The sequence below is a fragment of the Lysobacter sp. S4-A87 genome (genome assembly GCF_022637455.1).
Classification (GTDB): domain Bacteria; phylum Pseudomonadota; class Gammaproteobacteria; order Xanthomonadales; family Xanthomonadaceae; genus Lysobacter_J.
The window spans coordinates 742,329-763,604 of sequence record NZ_CP093341.1 but is presented as its reverse complement, the minus strand read 5'-3'; the positions used below and the strand labels follow the sequence as shown (position 1 = coordinate 763,604).

Below are 21,276 nucleotides of genomic sequence, written 5' to 3'. Positions count from 1 at the left end.
TGGAGAATTCATGGCGAAGGTCAAGCTGGATCGTCTGCGCAAGGTCTATCCCAACGGCTTTGTCGGCGTCGACGATGCGAGCTTCGAGATTGCCGATGGCGAACTGCTGGTGCTGGTGGGCCCATCGGGCTGCGGCAAGTCGACGCTGTTGCGGATGATCGCCGGCCTGGAACAGATCAGCAGTGGCGAACTGCGCATCGGCGAGCGCCTGGTCAACGACGTGGCACCGAAGGATCGCGACATCGCGATGGTGTTCCAGAGCTACGCGCTGTACCCGCACATGAGCGTGGCCGAGAACCTGGGCTTCGGATTGAAGCTGCGCGGCACCGGCAAGGCCGAGATCGAACGCCGGGTGCGCGAGGCCGCGGGCATGCTCGAGCTGGAGTCGCTGCTCGATCGCAAGCCGGCGGCCCTGTCGGGTGGTCAGCGCCAGCGTGTCGCCCTGGGGCGCGCCCTGGTACGGCAGCCGCAGGTGTTCCTGCTCGACGAGCCGCTGTCGAACCTCGACGCCAAGCTGCGCGCATCCACGCGCGTGGAAATCTCGCGCCTGCACCGGCAGCTGGGCACGACCATGGTCTACGTCACCCACGACCAGATCGAGGCGATGACGCTGGGCCAGCGCATCGTCGTGCTCGACAAGGGGCGCATCCAGCAGATCGACACGCCCATGGGGTTGTACAACCGGCCGGCCAACCTGTTCGTGGCGACGTTCCTGGGCAGTCCGAAGATGAACCTGCTGTGGGGCGAGGTCGTCGAGAACGGCGGTCTGAAACTGCGGATGGGCGACGGCGTCGAGCTGCCGCTGAAGCCGCCGGCCGACATGGTCGAGCGAGTGCGCGGGTACCTGGGCCGGCAGCTGACCGTCGGCCTGCGTCCGGAGGACATGTACCTGGGCCAGCCCGGGCCCGGCCACCTGACGGCCACGGTCGAGGCGGTCGAGCCGGTCGGCAACGAGGCGTTCATCGACCTGGGGTGCGGTGGCGTCGAGCTGATCCTGCGGGTGGCGCCCCGGGACCTGCCCACGGTGGGCGATACCGTGCACCTGGGGTATGTGGCCGAGCAGATGCATTACTTCGACCAGGACAGCGGCGTCAGCCTGCGGGGATGAACCTCCCCCTGCGGCAGAGGGCAGGCGCAAGCGCCAGGGGGAGGGGTTTCAGCGTTCCGGGCCCGCTATACTCCCTGTGAAATCACGGCTCACAAGCCGTGCGCCTCCTATACGAATCAATTGGTTGGGAGGCACATCTAATCCCAGTCGGTAATCACGGCCGCGTCCCGCCGCGCCGCCAAGAGGCAACCCAGCCGCATGCGTCTGTCCACGATCAAGCTGTCCGGTTTCAAATCCTTCGTCGATCCGACCACGCTGCACCTGCCGAACAACATGACCGGCGTTGTCGGTCCCAACGGCTGCGGCAAGTCCAACATCATCGATGCCGTGCGCTGGGTGATGGGCGAAAGCTCGGCCAGCCGCCTGCGCGGCGATTCGCTGACGGACGTGATCTTCGCCGGTTCCTCGGCGCGCAAGCCGGTGTCGCAGGCGATGGTCGAGCTGATCTTCGACAACTCCGACCACACCATCACCGGCGAGTACGCGGCGTTCAACGAGATCTCGGTCAAGCGCACCGTCAACCGCGACGCCACCAGCCAGTACTACCTCAACGGCGCCAAGTGCCGCCGTCGCGACATCACCGACCTGTTCCTCGGCACCGGCCTGGGCCCGCGCAGCTACTCGATCATCGAGCAGGGCATGATCAGCAACATCATCGAGGCCAAGCCCGAGGAGTTGCGCGTCTACCTGGAAGAGGCCGCCGGCATCTCCAAGTACAAGGAACGCCGCAAGGAAACCGAGACCCGCATCCGCCACACCCGCGAGAACCTCGATCGCCTCAGCGACCTGCGCGAGGAAGTCGGCAAGCAGCTCGAGCATCTCAAGCGCCAGGCCCGCCAGGCCGAGCAGTACCAGACCATCCAGGCCGAACGACGGATCAAGGACGCGGAGTGGAAGGCGCTCGAACACCGCGCCCTCGACCAGAAGCTGCAGGGCCAGCGCGAAAAGCTGAGCCAGCAGGAAACCCGCCTGCAGCAGCTGATCGCCGAACAGCGCGAAGCCGAGCGCGAGATCGAGGTTGGCCGCGTGCGCCGCGAAGAGTCCGCTGAGGCCCTGAACAAGGCCCAGGCGGCCAGCTACGAGGTTGGCGGCACGCTGGCCCGTATCGAACAGCAGATCCAGCACCAGCGCGAGATGTCGACGCGCCTGCTCAAGGCTCGCGACGAGGCACTGTCGGCGTTGGCCGAACTGGGCCAGCACATCGGCAGCGACCAGTCGCGCCTGGACGTGCTGCGCGCCGCCGTCGCCGAATCCGAACCGCGCCTGGAGCAGTTGCGCGACGAAGACGGCATGCGCCAGGAAGCCCTGCGCGACGCTGAAACGCGGCTCACCGAATGGCAGCAGCGCTGGGACGAGCACAGCCGTGCCCAGTCCGAAGCCGCGCGCGCCGCCGACGTCGAGCGCACCCGCATCGAGCACCTCGATCGCCAGGTGCTCGACGCCGACCGACGTCGCGAAGCACTCAACAACGAACGCGCCGGGCTCGACCTGGGCGCGCTGTCGGAATCGTTCGCTGCGCTGCAGGAGCAGCACGAAACCCAGAAGTTCTCGATCGACAGCCTCAGCGAGGAGCTGGAGTCGCGCAAGGGCGCGCTGGGCGAACTGCAGGACCAGCAGCGCGGCACCCAGACCGAACTGGCCGAGGCACGCAAGCAGGTGCAGGCCGCACGCGGCCGCCTGTCGTCGCTGGAGACGCTGCAGCATGCCGCGCTGGGCCAGGAGCAGGGCGCCGCGTTGAGCTGGCTCAAGGCCCGCGGTCTCGACTCGGCCACGCGCGTGGGCGAAGCGCTGCAGGTGGAAGCCGGTTGGGAGAACGCCGTCGAAGGCGCGCTCGGCCAGATGATCGAAGGCGTGCTGGTCGAATCGCCGGAAGTGCTGGTCGATGCGCTCGGCGAACTCGGCGAGGGCCGCCTGGTCCTGGTCGATCCGCACAACGACCCGGTCGAGTTCGCGCCGACTTCGCTGGCCTCCAAGGTACGTGGGCCGATCGCGATCCGCCGCATCCTCGCCAGGCTGCACGCCGCCGAAGACCTCGGCGAAGCCCGCTCGATGCTGCCGATGCTGGGCGAGGGCGAATCCATCATCACCCGCAACGGCGAGCGCCTCGGCGCCGGCTGGGTGCGGATCCTGCGCTCGGGCGCAGCCAAGCAGGGCGCACTTCTGCGCGAACGCGAGATCCAGTCGCTGCGCGCGGAGATCGACACCCTGCAGGCGCGCGAGCGCGAGCTTGAATCGCTGCTGGTGCAGTTGCGCGACCGCCTGCTTGCCGCCGAGCAGCAGCGCGAGGACGCACAGCGCACCCTGTACATGGCGCACCGCAGCGTCTCCGAACTGGCCGGCCAGCTGCAGAGCCAGCAGGGCCGCCTGGATTCGGCGCGCGGCCGCATCGAGAAGATCGATGCAGAACTGGCGCAACTGGCCGAAACGCTTGAAAGCGCCCGCGAGCAGTCGCGCGACTCGCGCACGCTGCAGGAAGAAGCGGTCATGCGCATGGGCGAGCTGGAGGACACGCGCCAGGCGCTGGAGTCCGAACGCCGCGCCCTGGGCGAAGCCCGCGACCAGGCCCGCAACATCGCCCGCGAATCGCGCGACACCGCGCATGCGCTGGCACTGACGCTGGAATCCCAGCGCACCCAGATCACCGCACTGGCGCAGGCCCTGGATCGCATGGGCGGCCAGCGTGGCCAGCTCGATTCACGCCTGGGCGAACTGTCGGCGCAGCTTGCCGATGGCGACGAGCCGGTCACCACGCTGGAAGAACAACGCCAGGTCGCACTCGAACAGCGGGTGATCACCGAGCAGGCATTGACCGCCGCGCGCACCACGGTCGACGGCATCGACCACGACCTGCGCCGCTTCGAACAGGTCCGCCACCAGCGCGACGAGCAGGCCATCCAGCAGCGCGAGGCCATCGGCCAGCGTCGCCTGGAGCAGCAGGCACTGGTGCTCAAGGCCGAGCAGCTGTCGGCGGCGATTGTCGAAGCCGGCTTCGTGCTCGAGGACGTCGTCAACACCCTGACCGACGACATGGAGCCGCAGGTCTGGGAGCGCAGCGTCAACGAGCTGGACGGCAAGCTGCGCCGGCTCGAGCCGGTCAACCTGGCCGCGATCGCCGAGCACGCCGAAGCCGCGCAGCGCAAGGAATACCTGGACGCCCAGGACACCGACCTCACCACCGCGCTGGAAACCCTCGAAGATGCCATCAAGAAGATCGACCGCGAGACCCGCGGCCGCTTCAAGGACACCTTCGACCGCGTCAACAGCGGCGTGCAGGAGCTGTACCCGCGCCTGTTCGGTGGCGGCCATGCCTACCTGGAGCTGACCGGCGAGGACCTGCTCGACACCGGCGTATCGATCATGGCGCGCCCGCCGGGCAAGCGCGTGTCGAACATCTCGCTGCTGTCCGGTGGCGAGAAGGCGATGACCGCGGTGGCGCTGGTGTTCGCGATCTTCCGCCTCAACCCGGCACCGTTCTGCCTGCTCGACGAGGTCGACGCTCCGCTCGACGAAGCCAACGTCGGTCGACTGGCATCGATGGTCAGCGAGATGAGTGAACAGGTACAGTTCCTGTTCGTGACCCACAACAAGGCGACGATGGAAGCGGCGCAACAGCTTTCCGGCGTCACCATGCGCGAACCCGGCGTCAGCCGACTGGTCTCGGTCGACCTGGCGGAGGCTTCGCGCCTGGCTGGTGTGGCCTGAGTATCAAGCGGCCTTTCCCCCGTCCATCCCGCCTGCCGTAAGGAAGCCCCTCAATGTCAGACGTGACCCTGCTGCGTATCGGCATCCTGATCGCCGGCCTTGTCCTGATTGCCGCTATCGTGTTTTTTGGTCGTCCGCGCAAGCCGGGCCAGGGCAAGCGCGTACCGCGCGAAGCGTCGGCTGCCGACAGCAGTCGCCGCGAACCGACCCTGGGCGAGCAGCTGGAACGTGAGCTGGGCGGCGAGGGCCCCGCGGCCGGGGAAACCACGGCACAAGCCGAACTGGAACTGTTCGACCGTACCCTCGAGGGCGCGGCCAGCAGCGAACTGGGCCGCCGCGCGACCGAAGAGTTCGACAAGATCGTCACGCTCTACCTGGCCGCACGCGCCGGGCAGAAGCTGCACGGCCCGGACATCGTCGTTGCCGCCGAGAAGGCCGGCCTGGTCTATGGCCACATGGGCGTGTTCCATCGCCTGGTCGAGAACCACCCCGAGCGCGGCCCGGTGTTCAGCGTCGCCAACATCATGAAACCCGGCAGCTTCGACATGGCGCAGATCCAGGCGCTGGAGACGCCGGCGATTGCCTTCTTCCTGACCCTGCCGGCGCCGGTCAACGCGCTCGATGCCTGGGAAACCATGCTGCCGACCGCGCAGCGCATGGCCGAGCTGCTCGACGGCGTGGTCCTGGACGAGCAGCGCAATGCGCTCGGCCGCCAGCGCATCGCCCACATCCGCGACGAGCTGCGTGCCTACGACCGCCAGCGCGAAGCGCCGCCGCTGACCAAGCCGGCACGCTGGTGAGTCGGACCCTCTCCCGTCGGGAGAGGGTGGCGCAAAGCAACGCCCCTGGATCCCCGCCCGCGCGGGGATGACGAGAAGGTGGGATCGAGTCAGTGGCCAAATCCGCAAGCAATCCGTCCACCCGCATTGCCGAGCTGCGCGCCCAGCTCGACGACGCCAACTACCGCTATCACGTCCTCGACGACCCGGCGATCCCGGACGTCGATTACGACCGCATGCTGCGCGAGCTCGACGAGCTGGAAGGCGCGCACCCGGAACTGATCACGCCCGACTCGCCAACCCAGCGCGTCGGCGCCGTGCCTTCGGGCAGTTTCGCACCGGTGCGCCACGCCATTCCGATGCTGTCGCTGGGCAATGCCTTCAGCGACGAGGAAGTGGCGGTGTTCGTGCGCAAGATCGAAGAACGCCTCGGCCGCGATGCGCTGGCGTTCTCGGTCGAGCCCAAGCTCGACGGACTGGCCATCAGCCTGCGCTACGAGGACGGCCGCTTCGTCCAGGGCGCCACCCGCGGCGACGGCGCCACCGGCGAGGATGTCACCGCCAACCTGCGCACGATCAAGGCCATTCCGTTGCAGTTGCGCGGCAAAGGCTGGCCGCGCGTGCTGGAAGTGCGCGGTGAGGTCTACATGCCACTGGCCGCCTTCAAGGCCTACAACGAGCGCGCGCTTGCCGAAGGCGGCAAGGTCCTGGCCAATCCGCGCAACGGCGCGGCCGGATCGCTGCGCCAGCTCGATCCGCGCATGACCGCGCAGCGGCCGCTGGCGTTCTACGCCTACGGCATCGGTCTGGTCGAAGGCATCGAACTGCCCGAGACCCATTCGCAGACCCTGGCCCGCCTGCGCGAGTGGGGTTTCCCCGTCAGCGGCGAAAGCGACGTGGTCGAAGGCCTGCAGGGACTGCTCGACTACTACCGCGCGATCGGCGACAAGCGCGACCACCTGCCGTTCGATATCGACGGCGTGGTCTACAAGCTCGACGACTACGAAGGCCAGGCCGAGATGGGCTTCGTCTCGCGTGCGCCGCGCTGGGCGATCGCGCACAAGTTCCCGGCGCAGGAACAGATGACCGTGGTCGAGTCGATCGAGGTCAATGTCGGCCGCACCGGCGCCGTCACGCCGTGGGTGCTGATGCAGCCGGTGCAGGTCGGCGGCGTCACCGTCACCCGGGCGACGCTGCACAACGCCGACCAGGTCGCGCGCCTGGACGTGCGCAATGGCGACACGGTGATCGTGCGCCGCGCCGGCGACGTCATCCCGGAGGTCGTGCGCGTGGTCATCGAGCGCCGGCCGGAAGGTGCGAAGCCCTGGGCGATGCCGAGCCATTGCCCGGTGTGCGGGTCCGAACTGGTGCGCGAGGAGGGCGAAGCAGTCTGGCGCTGCTCGGGCGAACTGACCTGCGCGGCGCAGCGCAAGGAGGCCATCGGCCACTTCGCCTCGCGCCGGGCAATGGACATCGAAGGCCTGGGCGAACGCTTCATCGAGAGTCTGTCCGACCTGGGTTACGTGCAGTCGGTCGCCGACCTGTACAAGCTCACGCTCGACGACCTGCTGGAAATGAAGCGTCGTGCCGACGAGCGCGACGACACCACGCCCGAGACCGTCAAGGCCGGCAAGGTCGCCACGCGCTGGGCCGAGAACCTGCTCGAAGCCATCGACCACAGCCGCAACACCACGCTGGAACGTTTCCTCTACGCGCTCGGCATCCAGCACGTCGGAGAGAGCACCGCCAAGGCGCTGGCGACCTGGTTTGGCGACCTCGAACTGATCCGCCACCTGCCGTGGCCGCTGTTCAAGCGAGTGCCGGACGTCGGCGGTGAAGTCGCCCGTTCGATTGGCCACTTCCTCGACCAGGCCGGCAACCAGCAGGTGATCGACGACCTGCTGGTGCGCGGCGTCACCATCACCGATTCGCATCCGCCCACGGCAAAGCTGCGTGACGGACTCAACCTGGCCACGCTGCTGGTGGATCTGGAGATTCCCAAGGTCACCCGCGTGCGTGCCGAGCAGCTGGCCAGTGCGTTCCCGAGCGTGCAGGCACTGCTCGATGCGCCGAAGCACAACTACGTCAGCGCCGGCTTGCCGGCGGACACCGCGCAGGCGCTGGCGGACTGGCTCGAGGATGAGACGCAGGCAGGCCAGCTGGTGGCCGGCGCCGAGGCACTCGCGCGCCTGGATGCGATCACGCCGGCAGCGGCCGAGGTTGCGCAGGGCCCGCTCGATGGCCAGACGGCGGTGCTGACCGGAACGCTGACCGCGCTCAGTCGCGACGAGGCCAAGGCGAAACTCGAGGGACTGGGTGCCAAGGTCTCCGGCAGCGTCTCGAAGAAAACCAGCTTCGTCGTTGCCGGCGAAGCGGCCGGCTCCAAGCTCGACAAGGCGCAGGAACTGGGCGTGGAGATCTGGGACGAAGCGAAACTGCTGGCGTTCCTGGCCGGACACGGACAGTGACGGACTGGCAACCTAGCGCGAGCTTCGAAACGCTGCGCCTGCGGGCTCGGCTCAACGCGTGCATCCGCGCGTTCTTCGCCGAGCGCGATGTCCTGGAAGTGGAAACACCGGTGATGTCGGTGGCGGGCAATACCGATCCCAACATCGCCTCGTTCAATCTGCAGTTCAGTGGTCGCACCGACGGTGCACCGCGCACGCGCTGGCTGCGCACCTCGCCGGAGTACCCGCTCAAGCGATTGCTGGCGGCGGGATTGGGCGATTGCTACGAACTGGGCCGCGTGTTCCGCGATGGCGAGGCCGGCGGGCGCCACAACCCCGAGTTCACCATGCTCGAATGGTACCGGCTGGATTGGGACCACCAGCGCCTGATCGACGAGACCGCGCAACTGGTGCAGGCCGCATTGGCCCTGGTCGGGCGCGCGGCCACGTTCCAGCGCGTCAGTTACCACGAACTGTATCGCCAGCAACTGGGTATCGATCCGCATACCGCATCGATGGAGCAACTGCGTAGTTCGCTGGGCGAAGTGCTGATCGATCCGTCGGGATTGACGCGCGACGACTGGCTGGATCTGTTGATGACCCATCGCCTGCAGCCAGCGTTTGCATCCGACCAGCTGCTGGCGGTGCACGACTATCCGGCCTCGCAGTGCGCGCTGGCCCGCCTGGGCGAACGCGATGGCATCCCGGTCGCCGAGCGTTTCGAGCTGTACCTGGGGCCTCTGGAACTGGCCAATGGCTACCACGAGCTGGCCGACGCCGCAGAGCAGGGGCAGCGCTTCGACCGCGACCTGGCCCTTCGGCGACAGCGCGGCGACACGTTGCCACCGCGTGACGAACGCCTGCTGGAGGCGCTGCGGGCGGGCTTCCCGCACTGCGCGGGCGTGGCGATGGGCATCGACCGGCTGTTGATGGCCATGCTCGGCACTGCCTTTGTTTCCGACGTGGTGACCTTCGACTTCGGCCGCGCCTGAGCGTTCGCGCGATACGAAAATTTAAGGAAGAACCGGATGTTTGTTTTCATCTGGACGGTTTAGAGTGGTCGCGTGAACTCAGGGGTGCACGATGCACGGCTGGTCGCCTTCGACTTGCTTCTTCGCACTATTGGTACTGCTGGCCGCGGCTGAAGCGAGGGCCCAGGACACGGGCGGTCGTTTCCTCGGCGACAGGGTCGTGCGCTGCGAGTCCAAGGGCGGGCAAGCGCATCTGTGCCCGGTCGATGTCCGTGGTGGCGTGCGCATGTTGCGCACCCTGTCCAAGTCCGAATGCGACGAAGGGCGCACCTGGGGCGTCCTGGGTGCGGGCATCTGGGTCAGGGATGGCTGTCGCGCCGAGTTCGTCCTGGGCTACGGCGGCTCCGTCGGTACTGCCTATGGCAGCCGCACTGTCCGCTGCGAATCGCGCGGAAGCCGCTGGGAGCATTGCGATTCCGACACCAGCGCAGGTGTCGAACTCGTGCGCCAGCTATCGAAGAACCCATGCATCAAGGGCGACAACTGGGGCGCCGACAATCGTGGCGTCTGGGTGTCCGGTGGGTGTCGCGCCGAGTTCCGGATGATGGCGATCGTCGCGGCGGAACCGTCGGAGGGAAAGATCGTCCGATGCGATTCCACCGACAAGCTGCCGCGCCATTGCCCGGCCGTGACCGAAGGCGGTGCGGTGCGCCTGTTCCGGCAGCTGTCGCGCGCGGCCTGCATCGAAGGACGCAGCTGGGGCGTCGACAAGAACGGGATCTGGGTCGAGGACGGGTGCCGTGCGGAATTCGAGGTCCGTCACAAGGAAGACCTCAGCGGCGGCTGAATGGCCGTCAGCGGCGCCCAATCGGTGAAGCATTCGTTAAGCTGCCCTCGTTAGAGTGAGAACCATCTCAAACGAGGAGCTGTCATGACCCCGTACTTGCCCAAGGGCCTCGGGTTTCTGGTTGTGCTTGCAGCTTCAACCGTGGCCATGCCGGTCGCGGCGCAATACAACGGCGGCAACACGCCGACGGTCCGCTGCGACTCCAACGACAACCATTACCGGCAGTGCGCCGCCGACACCCGCAACGGCGCCCAGCTGTTGCGCCAGTATTCCAAGAACGCATGCGTCGAAGGCCGTACCTGGGGCTACGACCGCAATGGCGTGTGGGTCAATGGCGGCTGCCGCGCCGAATTCGCGCTGGTCCGGGCCGGCTGGGGCGGTGGCAACGGCAACGGCGGCAATGGCGGTAGCGGTGGCAATGGCGGCAATGGCAACGGCCGCAGCGTGCGCTGCGATTCCAACGACAACCGCTACGTCCAGTGCCAGATCGACGGTCGCAGCGCCTACCTGGTGCGCCAGGTCTCGAAGTCGCCGTGCATCGAGGGCCGTACCTGGGGCACCGGCCGCGGCTTCGTCTGGGTCGACGAGGGCTGTCGCGCCGAGTTCGCCAGCGGTTATGACGGAGGCCACGGAGGCGGCAATGGCGGTGGCAACGGCGGTGGCTGGAACGGCGGAGGCAACGGCGGCGGCGCACAGGCGCAGAAGCTGTACTGCGGCTCCGACGATCGTCGCCAGCGCCGCTGCAACGTGACCATCCGTCGCGATGCCCGCCTGGTCCGACAGGCGTCCAAGGCGCCGTGCATCGAAGGCCAGAGCTGGGGCTGGGACCGCAATGGCGTCTGGGTGAGCAACGGCTGCCGCGGCGATTTCAGCGTCCTGTAACGCAATCGCGGTGTCTGCCCTCCCTTTCGCCGGCGGCGAGGGGGAGGGCAACGACCTGTAATCCCGAGCTCGGACGTGCAGTTCGCTAAACTGCACGGCATGAACACCACCATCGATTTCGACCGTTACGACCGCATCCGCCCGATCCGCTGGACCGGGCAGGCCCTGGAACTGCTCGACCAGCGCAAGCTGCCGTTCGTGGTCGAGTACGTGACCTGCAACGACAGCGCAGCGGTTGCCGAAGCCATCCACGCCCTGACCGTGCGCGGCGCGCCGGCCATCGGCATTGCCGCCGCCTGGGGCGTGGTCCTGGCCGCGCGCGAGGTGGACGCCGCCAATGGGGCCGAAGCCGCGGGCAAGCTCGAACCGGCCATGCAACAGCTCAACGCCGCGCGGCCGACGGCCGTAAACCTGGCCTGGGCGCTGGCGCGCATGCGCCGCACGCTTGCCACCGCCGGCGCCGACTGGCGCGATGTGCTTGCGCGCGAAGCGCACGCCATCGCCGATGAAGACCTCGCCGCGAACCGCCGCATGGGTGCCCTGGGCGCTGCCCTGATCGCGCCGGGCAGCGGCGTGCTGACCCACTGCAACACCGGCTCGCTCGCCACCGCCGGTTTCGGCACCGCGCTGGGCGTCATCCGCGCGGGCGTGGCCGAAGGCCGCATCGACAAGGTCTTTGCCGGCGAGACCCGGCCATGGCTGCAGGGCGCGCGCCTGACGGTGTGGGAGCTGCAGCAGGACGGCATCGCCCCGACCCTGATTGCCGACTCGGCCGCATCGCACCTGATGAAGACCGGCGACGTGCAATGGGTCGTGGTCGGCGCCGACCGCATCTGCGCCAACGGCGACACGGCCAACAAGATCGGCACCTACCAGCTGGCGATCGCCGCGCGCCACCACGGCCTGAAGTTCATGGTCGTGGCGCCGTCGTCGACGGTCGACATGGACACGCCGTCGGGCGATGCGATCCACATCGAGGAGCGCGATCCGGGCGAACTGTTCGGCCTCGGCGGCGTCCGCACTGCGGCCGAGGACGTCGGCGCCTGGAACCCGGTGTTCGACGTCACCCCCCACGAACTGATCGACGCGATCGTGACCGAGCGCGGCGTGATCGAACGTCCCGACGCGGCGGCAATGAAGGCCGCATTCGGCTGACCCACGCCCCCGGCCTCACCGTCGCAGGACGGCGCCGTTCCGCAGTCCGCAAGGCGCTTCGGCAGGCACCGAACCCCTTAGGCCGCCAGGATCAGGATGGATCCCGGCGTTCGCCGGGATGACGGTGGTGGCTGCCCCCTACGCCCCTGCGGCACGCCATTGCAGTTTGCCGATAAATCCACTTTAAAAACCCCCGCAACTGCTTGTTTCTGCGTGGGAATCAGCCAGCAGACGGACCCCGTTCCGTGCTATGATTTCGTGTCCTTTTGAAGCCGTCGACGACGGGCTGTCAAAGGGCCCCTGACGGGGTCCGCGACACAGGCCCGCCGGCAGTTCCCGCGGCGGTCCTTCGAACGTGATGCCCGACCGCAGTCGTCGCTGCGGACAACCAACGAACGGAAACCTGATGGCCGAACTCGCCAAGGAAATCATCCCGGTCAATCTCGAAGACGAGATGCGCCGCAGCTACCTCGATTACGCCATGAGCGTCATCGTCGGGCGCGCGCTCCCGGACGCGCGCGACGGACTCAAGCCAGTCCACCGCCGCGTGCTCTACGCGATGAACGAGCTCGGTGCCCACAGCAACAAGCCGTACTACAAGTCGGCGCGTATCGTCGGTGACGTCATCGGTAAGTACCACCCGCACGGCGACACCGCCGTGTACGACACGCTGGTGCGCATGGCCCAGCCGTTCTCGCTGCGCTACATGCTGGTCGACGGCCAGGGCAACTTCGGCTCGATCGACGGCGACAACGCCGCGGCGATGCGATACACCGAAGCGCGCATGTCGCGCATCGCCCACGAGCTGATGGCCGACATCGACAAGGAAACCGTCGACTTCCAGCCCAACTACGACGAGAAGGAGCTCGAGCCCACGGTCATGCCGACCCGTGTGCCGAACCTGCTGGTCAACGGTTCCGCCGGCATCGCGGTCGGCATGGCGACCAACATCCCGCCGCACAACCTGTCGGAAGTGATCGACGCCACGATCGCCCTGATCGACGATCCGACCATCGATGTCGACGGCCTGATCCAGTACATCCCCGGTCCGGACTTCCCGACCGCGGGCATCATCAACGGCACCGCCGGCATCGTGAATGCCTACCGCACCGGCCGTGGCCGCGTGCGCATGCGCGCACGCGCCGAAGTCGAAGTGGCCGACAACGGCCGCGAGGCGATCGTCGTCACCGAGATCCCGTACCAGGTCAACAAGGCGCGTCTGATCGAGAAGATCGCCGAGCTGGTCAAGGAAAAGAAGCTCGAAGGCATCAGCGAGCTGCGCGATGAGTCCGACAAGGACGGCATGCGCATCTTCATCGAGGTCAAGCGCGGCGAGTCGGCCGAGGTCGTGCTCAACAACCTCTATCAGCAGACGCAGATGGAGTCGGTGTTCGGCATCAACATGGTCGCCATCGTCGATGGCCGCCCGAAGCTGCTGAACCTGAAGGACCTGCTGGAAGTATTCGTGCGCCACCGCCGCGAGGTGGTGACCCGCCGCACCATCTTCGAGCTGCGCAAGGCCCGCCAGCGCGCCCACATCCTCGAAGGCCTGACGGTTGCGCTGGCCAACATCGACGAGATGATCGAGCTGATCAAGACCTCGGCCAACCCGAACGAGGCGCGCGACCGCATGCTCGCCCGCAAGTGGGAAGCTGGTCTGGTTGGCGCGCTGCTGTCGGCAGCCGGTTCCGACGCATCGCGTCCGGAAGACCTGCCGGCCGGCGTCGGCCTGGTCGATGGTTTCTACCAGCTGACCGAGACCCAGGCCCAGCAGATCCTCGAAATGCGCCTGCACCGCCTGACCGGGCTGGAGCAGGACAAGCTGACCGAAGAGTACAAGCTGCTGCTGGAAACCATCCGCGGCCTGATCGAGATCCTCGAGGATCCGAACGTGCTGCTGGAAGTGATCCGCACCGAACTGCGCAACGTCAAGGAAGAGTTCGGCGATGCGCGCCGCAGCGAGATCCGTGCCAGCGAGGAAGACCTCGACATCCTCGACCTGATCGCCCCGGAAGACGTGGTGGTCACGCTGTCGCATTCCGGTTACGCCAAGCGCCAGCCGGTCAGCACCTACCGCGCGCAGAAGCGTGGCGGCAAGGGCCGCAACGCGGCGGCGACCAAGGACGAGGACTTCATCGACCACCTGTGGCTGGTCAACACGCATGACACGCTGCTGACCTTCACCAGCGCCGGCCGCGTGTTCTGGCTGCCGGTGCACCAGCTGCCCGATGCCGGTCCGAACGCACGCGGTCGCCCGATCATCAACTGGATCCCGCTGGAAGCCGGCGAGCAGGTGCAGGCGGTGCTGCCGGTACGCGAGTACGTCGAAGACCAGTTCGTCTTCTTCGCCACCCGCAACGGCACCGTCAAGAAGACCCCGCTGACCGAGTTCGCCTTCCGCCTGCAGCGCGGCAAGATCGCGATCAACCTCGATGACGGCGATGCCCTGGTCGATGTCTCGCTGACCGACGGCACCCGCGACATCATGCTGTTTGCCAGCAACGGCAAGGCCGTGCGCTTCGCCGAGGACGCGGTGCGCTCGATGGGCCGCACCGCCACCGGCGTGCGCGGCATCCGCCTGGCCGAGGGCGAGGAGGGCGAGGACGGCGCGGAGAACACCAGTGGCGCGCACGTGGTCAGCCTGATCGTGGTCGAAGGCGACGGCGACATCCTCACCGCCAGCGAACGCGGCTACGGCAAGCGCACTTCGCTGGAGGAGTACCCGCGCAAGGGTCGCGGCACGCAGGGCGTGATCGCGCTCAAGACGACCGAGCGCAACGGCATGCTGGTCGGTGCGGTGCAGTTGTCCGATCATCACGATGTGCTGTTGATCTCCGATGGCGGCACGCTGGTGCGTACGCGCGCAGCGGAGATTTCGCAGGTTGGCCGCAACACGCAGGGCGTGACGCTGATGCGCCTGGCTGCAGACGAGAGCCTGCAGACCATCGAGCGCGTCGATGCCTCGCTGGATGAGGAGGACGAGGGCGTCGAAGCCGTGATCGAGGCAGGTAGCGCCGATGGCGCGGTCGAGACGACGCCGATTCCGGGTTGATCGATCGCAGTCGCGAGAACGCCGCCGAAAGGCGGCGTTTTCGTTTGGCGCCTCGCCACGGCCTTGGGTTCGCGTCTGCGGAGGGGCGTCGTCCGCCGGGCCGGGGATTGCTCCGCCCCTTCGTCGGACATCCTGTCCGAAGGCGGGGCGACCATTGCAGCAGGTCACTCGAACATCGCGCCGAACCAACCTACAGCGCGATCTTCGTCGCCACCTGTCGCATCACCTCATCGACCGGCAGGCGCTCCAGCTCCGCCGCCTCGATCGCATCGAAGGCGCGCATCCGGATGCCGGTGCGCTGCGCACTGGTGTGCGGCCCGAACAGCGCCAGGCCCGGAGTTCCCAGGCAGGCGGCGAGATGGGTCGGGCCGGTGTCATTGCCCACCACGAATGCCGCGTTGGCCAGCACACCGGCGAGGGCGAACCAGTCCAGGAAACCCGTCGGCCCGAGCAGCACCTTGCAAGGCAGGGTGCGGGCAAGATCGAGCTCATCAGGACCGGGTGCGACCACCACCTGGCGACCACCGTCAACCAGGCGCCGCGCCAGCCCGGCAAAGTGGGGCCAGCGCTTGTGCGGGTGACGCGCCGAACTTCCCGGGACCAGGGCGACGTAGCCCGGCTCGACCCCGGATGCAGCAAGCAGCGCGGACACATCGTCTGCCATCCAGCCCACGTCAGGCGCATCGGTATGCGTCGCGACCACGCCGGCCCGGGCGAGCAAGCGGGCATAGGCACTCCGGTCCGGGACGGCGCTGGAACCCGGGTTGTCCTTGCCGTGCCATTGCAGGCCCGGGCTCATCAGGCGCCGATAAAGGCGCGTGCGCTGGCTGTCCTGCAGGTCGTATACGCGGGCGAAGCGGCGCCCGCGCAGTTCCCGCAACAGGTCCAGGTTGTCGCCGATGCGAAGCCATGGCGCACGCACGTCGACGATCAGCTCGTCCACGTGCGGGCAACGATCCATCAAGCGGCGGAACTGCGGCGCGACGAGCAGGGAGATCTGCGCGCCCGGGTGGTGCGCACGGATGTCACGCAGGGCGCCGTCGGCCTGGACCAGGTCGCCAAAGGCGCCCTGGCGGATCACCAGGATGGAAGGGCGTGGCCCCTCACCCGGGGCGGGCATGCCGGCGCCGGGGTCGCTGGCCAAGGGAGGCATGTCTTCGCGCAGCATCGTGGTCCGGGAAGGGCAGGCGGGCCATTTGGCCCGACGCGCGGATGATGGCATAGACGATCGCGTTTCCGTGCAGTGCCTGGGCGACGACAACGGCAGGCAACCGCGCGCAGATGGCGTGAACGGAATTCATCGCGATCCTCCTATACTTCGCGAAAATCAGGGGAGGCCGCATGAAGCGCGTATCCGTCACGGAAGGAACCGTCCGTATTCCACTCGCTGTCCCGTCGGTGTCGAGTCGGCTGATGCGGGGCCTGGTCGCCGGCGCCATGGCTGCGATGTTGCTTTGCGCAGGCTGCAAGCGCGATGCCGACGGCCAGCTGCCCGCGGTCAGCGGCGAGGCCGTACAGGGCAAGCGCGAAGCGGTCGAAGGGTTCGCGCTGGTCGCGGCCTACCCCGACCAGAAGGCCGATGAGCAGATGGCCATCGCGCTCGAGTTCAGCCGGCCACTGGTGGGAAGCCAGGATTTCGACGAACTGATTTCTGTCACCGATGCCAAGGGCGCGGTGATCAAGGGCAGCTGGGTGTTGTCGGACGACGCCAAGGTGCTGCGTTTCCCGCACGTCGACGCCAGTCGTGACTACGTGGTGGCAATCAAGGGCGGGCTGACCGCCGCCGCTGGCGATCGCCTGGGTCAAGCGCTGCGCAAACAGGTGCACACCGGGCCGCTGGACCCGGTGGTCGGATTCGCATCGCAGGGGAGCGTGCTGCCGGCGCGCGAAAGCCGTGGCCTTCCGGTGGTGTCGGTGAATGTCTCCGAGGTCGATGTCGAGTTCCTGCGCGTGCGCGACAAGGAGTTGCCGCGGTTCTTCGCCCAGTACCAGCGAGGGGGACGTCGCGGCAGCTGGGAGCTGGGCAGCGATTACAGCGACAAGACGCCGCTGGAGCGCCTCGCCGAACCGGTCTACGTGAACCGCTTCGTGCTCGGCGGGAAGACCAACGAACGCGTGCTGACCTACCTGCCGCTGCAGGACATCAAGGAGCTGCAGCAGCCCGGCCTGTACTTCGCCGTGATGAAACGCTCGGGCGAATTCCAGGACCGCTTCGAGACCGCATTCTTCACCGTCAGCGACCTCGGCCTGCACGCGCGCGCCTACAAGGACAAGCTGTTCGTCCACGTCGCCTCGCTGCACAAGGGATCTGCCGTCGGTGGCGTCGAGCTGAAGGTGCTCGACGACAAGGGCGAGACGGTGATGAAGGGCGAGACCGACGGCAACGGCAACGTGATGCTCGGTTACACGCTCGATGCCGCGCACGTGCTGGTCGCCACGCGCGGCAACGATGTGTCGATGCTGCCGTTCAACCAGCCGGCACTGGACCTGTCGGAGTTCGCGGTCAGCGGGCGCGAGCAGGCCTGGTTCGATGTTTTCGCATGGTCGGGGCGCGATCTCTATCGCCCTGGCGAGACCGTGCGCGTATCCGCGCTGCTCCGCGACCAGGACGGGCAGCCGGTGGCGACGAAGGGCAAGCCGCTGCAGCCGCTGTTCCTGCGCTACGTGCAGCCCGATGGCAAGACCTTCCTTGAAACCCGCCTGCAGCCGGACCCGCAGGGTTACGTGCGGCACGCGCAGGTGATCCCGGTGGACGCCGCAACCGGGCGCTGGCGCATCGAGTTCCGCACCGATCCCGGCAGCAAGGAGGCAGTGCAGGGCATGACGCTGCGGGTCGAGGAGTTCCTGCCCGAACGGCTCAAGCTCGATCTGCAGGCGCAACCGGTGCTCAAGCCGGGCGAACCGGTGCACCTGGCGGTGGAGGGCGCCTATCTCTATGGCGCGCCGGCCGCGGGCAATCGCTTCACCGCGAAGCTGGCGGTGGCGATCGAACAGCATCCGCTCGAGCAGTTGCCAGGCTATTTCTTCGGCGACCCGACGCTGTCGCTGCCCAAGGAAGCCAAGGACGTCGTCGATGCCAAGCTCGACGCCAACGGTCGGCTGCAGCAGGACATCGCCTTGCCGGCCGAGGCCAATCCGGTCAGCACGATTGCCGCAATAGTCACCGGCAGCGTGTTCGAGAGCGGAGGCCGCAGCGTCAACCGCAGCGTCAAGCGCGTGTTGTGGCCGGCCGCCGCCATCGTCGGCGTGCGCCCGCTGTTCGACGACAAGGAAGGCAGCGATGCCAATGCCAACGCCGGCTTCGAACTGGCCCGCGTCGGCAGCGACGGCAAGGCGCGGGCCGGCAAGGGCCTGCGTGTGACGCTGGTCCGCGAGCATCGCGACTATCACTGGAACTATCAGGACGATGGTGGCTGGGATTACGACTTCACCCGCCGCTACGAAGACATCCAGACGCGTACCCTGGACGTCGGCGATGCGCCTCAACGGATCGACTTCCCGGTCGAATGGGGCGATTACCGCGTCGACGTGTTCGACCCGGCGACGAAGCTGACCACGCGCTATCCCTTCACCGCCGGCTGGAGCTGGGACGACGAAAACCGCGGTCTCGATGCGCGCCCGGACAAGGTCAAGCTTGCCCTCGACAAGACCGCCTACCGCGCCGGCGACACGCTCAAGGTGACGCTGACGCCGCCGCACGAGGGCAAGGGCCTGCTGATGGTCGAGAGCGACCGCATGCTCTACGTGCAGGACATCGAAGCGAAGGCCGGCAGCACGTTCGAGATCCCGGTGACGAAGGACTGGGAGCGCCACGACGTGTATGTCACCGCACTGGTGTTCCGTGGCGGCAGCGCGCCGAGCAGGATCACGCCCGCGCGTGCCGTCGGCGTCGCCCACGTGACGATGGACCGGCGCGACCGCAAGGTCGCCGTTGGCCTGTCAGCACCGGCGCTGATGCAGCCCGAGCGCGATCTGCCGGTGACGGTCAGCGTGCCGCAGCTGGCGGGCCAGGATGCATTCGTGACGGTGTCGGCGGTCGATGTCGGCATCCTCAACATCACCCGCTTCCCGGTGCCGGACGCGGCTGCGCACTTCTTCGCCCAGCGCCGGCTCGGTGTCGATGCCTATGACGTCTATGGTCGCGTGATCGAAAGCTTCGAGGGCGGGATCGCCAAGCTGCGCTTCGGCGGCGACATGGCGCTGGCGGCATTGCCCCAGGCGCGGCGTCCGACGGCCCGCGTGCAGACGGTCGACCTGTTCGCAGGACCGGTGAAGCTCGATGCGCGTGGCAATGCACGCATCGCGCTGGCCGTTCCCGACTTCAACGGCACGCTGCGTGTGTCGGCACTGGTGTACTCGGGCAACCGCTACGGCAGCCGCGATCGCGAGACCATCGTGCGTGCACCGATCCTCGCCGAAGCCAGCCTGCCGCGCGTGCTTGCGCCCGGTGACCGTAGCAACGTCACCCTCGACGTGCAGAACTTCACCGGCCGCGCCGGTGAGTTCAAGGTCGAGGTCAACGGCGAAGGGCCGCTGTCGCTTGCAGACGGTCGACGCACCGCCAGCCTCGGCGCGGAAGCCAAGACCACCTACACCTTCCCGTTGCAGGCCAGGGAGGGCTACAGCACCGCGCAGGTACGCGTTCGCGTGCAGGGCAACGGTTACAAGGTCGACCGCCGCTACGACGTGCCGGTGCGACCGGCCTGGCCGGCGGTGCTGCGCGCCCGCACCCGCGTCCTCGATGCCGCGGGACCGGTGCCGCTGGCTGCGGATCTGGCCGAAGGCCTGATGCCCGATTCGGTCAATGCGCGACTGTCGGTCAGCGCATTGCCGCCAATCCCGTTCGCGAGTGCGTTGAAGGGCGCGCTGGAGTACCCGTACGGCTGCGCCGAGCAGACCACCAGCAAGGGATTTGCCGCGCTCGAGCTGGACGATGCGACCGCGCGGATGCTCGGCGTGACGGGACTGGATGCGAAGCTGCGTCGTACCCGGATGGAAGGCGCGTTTGGACGCCTTGCGGCGATGCAGATCGGCTCCGGTCATTTCTCGATGTGGGGCAGCGGCGACTACGTCAATCCAATGATCACGCCTTATGTCGTCGAGTTCATGCTCGACGCGCGCGAGGCCGGGTTTGCCGTGCCCGACACCGTGCTGCAGAAGGCGCTCAAGGTGCTCAACGAGGATCTGCTGTCCGGTGGCCAGGCGTTCTTCGGCTACGACCGGCGCGAGCACCTCAAGTTCGCCTACCAGGCCCATGCCGGCTACGTCCTGGCGCGGGTAAACCGTGCGCCGCTGGGCACGCTGCGCGCGCTCTACGACAACGACCGCAAGCAGAGCCTGACCGGACTGCCGCTGGTGCACCTCGGCCTGGCATTGACGCTGCAGGGCGACAAGGCACGTGGCAGCAAGTCGATAGCGGAGGGCTTCGCCCGCGATCCGGTGGAGCGGCCGGATTATCTCGGCGACTACGGCAGTCGTGTGCGTGACGATGCCCTGATGATCGCGCTCGTCCACGAGCACGACCTGGCAACTCCCGCGTTCGATGCGCGGGCAGTGGATCTGGGGCGTGAGCTCGACGCACGCCGCAACAGCGGATGGATGTGGCTCAGCACGCAGGAACAAGTGGCGCTGGCCCGGCTGGGCAAGGCACTGATGGCCGAGAAGGGCAAGCAGGTTTCCGGTCAGTGGAAGGTGGGCGAGGTCGTGACCGACGCGCCCTCGGCGCGCATCATCGGCCGCGCGTTCGATCATGCCTCGTTGCTGCGAGGCGTGTCCTTCAATGCCAAGGGCGAGCCGCCGCTGTTCGCCAGCCTGGAAGTGGCCGGTGTCCCGCGCCAGGCGCCGGAACCCGACGAGTCGCTGATCAAGGTGACACGCAAGTACTTCGCCACCGATGGCACGGCGTGGACCGGCGGCGTGCTGGAGGAGGGCGAGGCGCTGATCGTGCAGGTCGCGATCAGCCCCAGCCGCGACATGCCCGATGCACTGCTGACCGACCTGCTGCCGGCCGGCCTGGAGATCGAGAACTTCAACCTCGGCGACGGCAAGCAATGGGCCGGCGTGGTCATCGACGGCATCGAGATCGCCGATCGCGACGAGGCGGCCGAAGTGCGCCACGAGGAGTTCCGGGACGACCGCTACGTGGCCGCGCTGAAGCTCGATACCGGCAATACCGCACGCGTGTTCTACCTGTTGCGGGCGGTGACGCCGGGGACCTACACGGTGCCGCCGCCGCTGGTGGAGGACATGTACCGGCCGCAGCTGCGCGGTGTCGGCAAGTCGCTGCCGGCAACCGTGACGGTGAAACAGCCGGGAGGCGGGTGAGGATCCTGA

The 21,276-nt window shown here is 67.6% G+C and carries 11 protein-coding genes; 10 read left to right on the top strand and 1 reads right to left on the bottom strand.

The window, feature by feature from the left end:
* Positions 1 to 10 precede the first annotated feature (10 nt).
* The 9 genes from ugpC to gyrA all read left to right on the top strand — a co-directional run bounded on the left by ugpC (position 11) and on the right by gyrA (position 14,943).
* Entirely contained in the window at positions 11 to 1,108 is a 1,098-nt protein-coding gene (gene ugpC, locus MNR01_RS03410; protein WP_241919577.1) for a sn-glycerol-3-phosphate ABC transporter ATP-binding protein UgpC, read from the top strand.
* Between the two features lie 198 nt (positions 1,109 to 1,306).
* On the top strand, positions 1,307 to 4,810 hold the full coding sequence (gene smc / locus MNR01_RS03405; protein ID WP_241919576.1) for a chromosome segregation protein SMC: 3,504 nt from the start codon (positions 1,307 to 1,309) through the stop codon (positions 4,808 to 4,810).
* Positions 4,811 to 4,863: 53 nt separating this feature from the next.
* Complete coding sequence (gene zipA / locus MNR01_RS03400; RefSeq protein WP_241919575.1) at positions 4,864 to 5,610, top strand: cell division protein ZipA; 747 nt, start codon at positions 4,864 to 4,866, stop codon at positions 5,608 to 5,610.
* Positions 5,611 to 5,702: 92 nt separating this feature from the next.
* The gene (ligA, locus tag MNR01_RS03395) at positions 5,703 to 8,057 is read left to right on the top strand and encodes an NAD-dependent DNA ligase LigA (protein ID WP_241919574.1); all 2,355 of its coding nucleotides are present in this window, start codon (positions 5,703 to 5,705) and stop codon (positions 8,055 to 8,057) included.
* Positions 8,054 to 9,028 (top strand): EF-P lysine aminoacylase EpmA, encoded by a 975-nt coding sequence (gene epmA / locus MNR01_RS03390; RefSeq protein ID WP_241919573.1) that lies wholly within the window; start codon positions 8,054 to 8,056, stop codon positions 9,026 to 9,028. Before ligA ends, epmA begins: the two co-directional genes overlap by 4 nt.
* A gap of 91 nt (positions 9,029 to 9,119) precedes the next feature.
* Positions 9,120 to 9,854 carry a DUF3011 domain-containing protein gene (locus MNR01_RS03385; RefSeq protein ID WP_241919572.1) on the top strand — a complete coding sequence of 245 codons (735 nt, stop codon included), beginning with the start codon at positions 9,120 to 9,122 and terminating at the stop codon, positions 9,852 to 9,854.
* Positions 9,855 to 9,938: 84 nt separating this feature from the next.
* Positions 9,939 to 10,736 (top strand): DUF3011 domain-containing protein, encoded by a 798-nt coding sequence (locus MNR01_RS03380; protein ID WP_241919571.1) that lies wholly within the window; start codon positions 9,939 to 9,941, stop codon positions 10,734 to 10,736.
* A 99-nt stretch (positions 10,737 to 10,835) separates the two neighbouring features.
* Complete coding sequence (gene mtnA, locus MNR01_RS03375; protein ID WP_241920517.1) at positions 10,836 to 11,891, top strand: S-methyl-5-thioribose-1-phosphate isomerase; 1,056 nt, start codon at positions 10,836 to 10,838, stop codon at positions 11,889 to 11,891.
* Positions 11,892 to 12,297: 406 nt separating this feature from the next.
* On the top strand, positions 12,298 to 14,943 hold the full coding sequence (gene gyrA / locus MNR01_RS03370; RefSeq protein WP_241919570.1) for a DNA gyrase subunit A: 2,646 nt from the start codon (positions 12,298 to 12,300) through the stop codon (positions 14,941 to 14,943).
* Between the two features lie 190 nt (positions 14,944 to 15,133).
* Here the strand turns inward: gyrA and MNR01_RS03365 are convergent, their stop codons facing one another.
* A complete protein-coding gene (locus MNR01_RS03365) occupies positions 15,134 to 16,087 on the bottom strand; it encodes a glycosyltransferase family 9 protein (RefSeq protein ID WP_241919569.1) in 954 nt (317 codons plus the stop codon).
* A gap of 269 nt (positions 16,088 to 16,356) precedes the next feature.
* Between MNR01_RS03365 and MNR01_RS03360 the strand changes: the two genes are divergently transcribed.
* Entirely contained in the window at positions 16,357 to 21,267 is a 4,911-nt protein-coding gene (locus tag MNR01_RS03360) for an alpha-2-macroglobulin (RefSeq protein WP_241919568.1), read from the top strand.
* Positions 21,268 to 21,276: the final 9 nt, after the last annotated feature.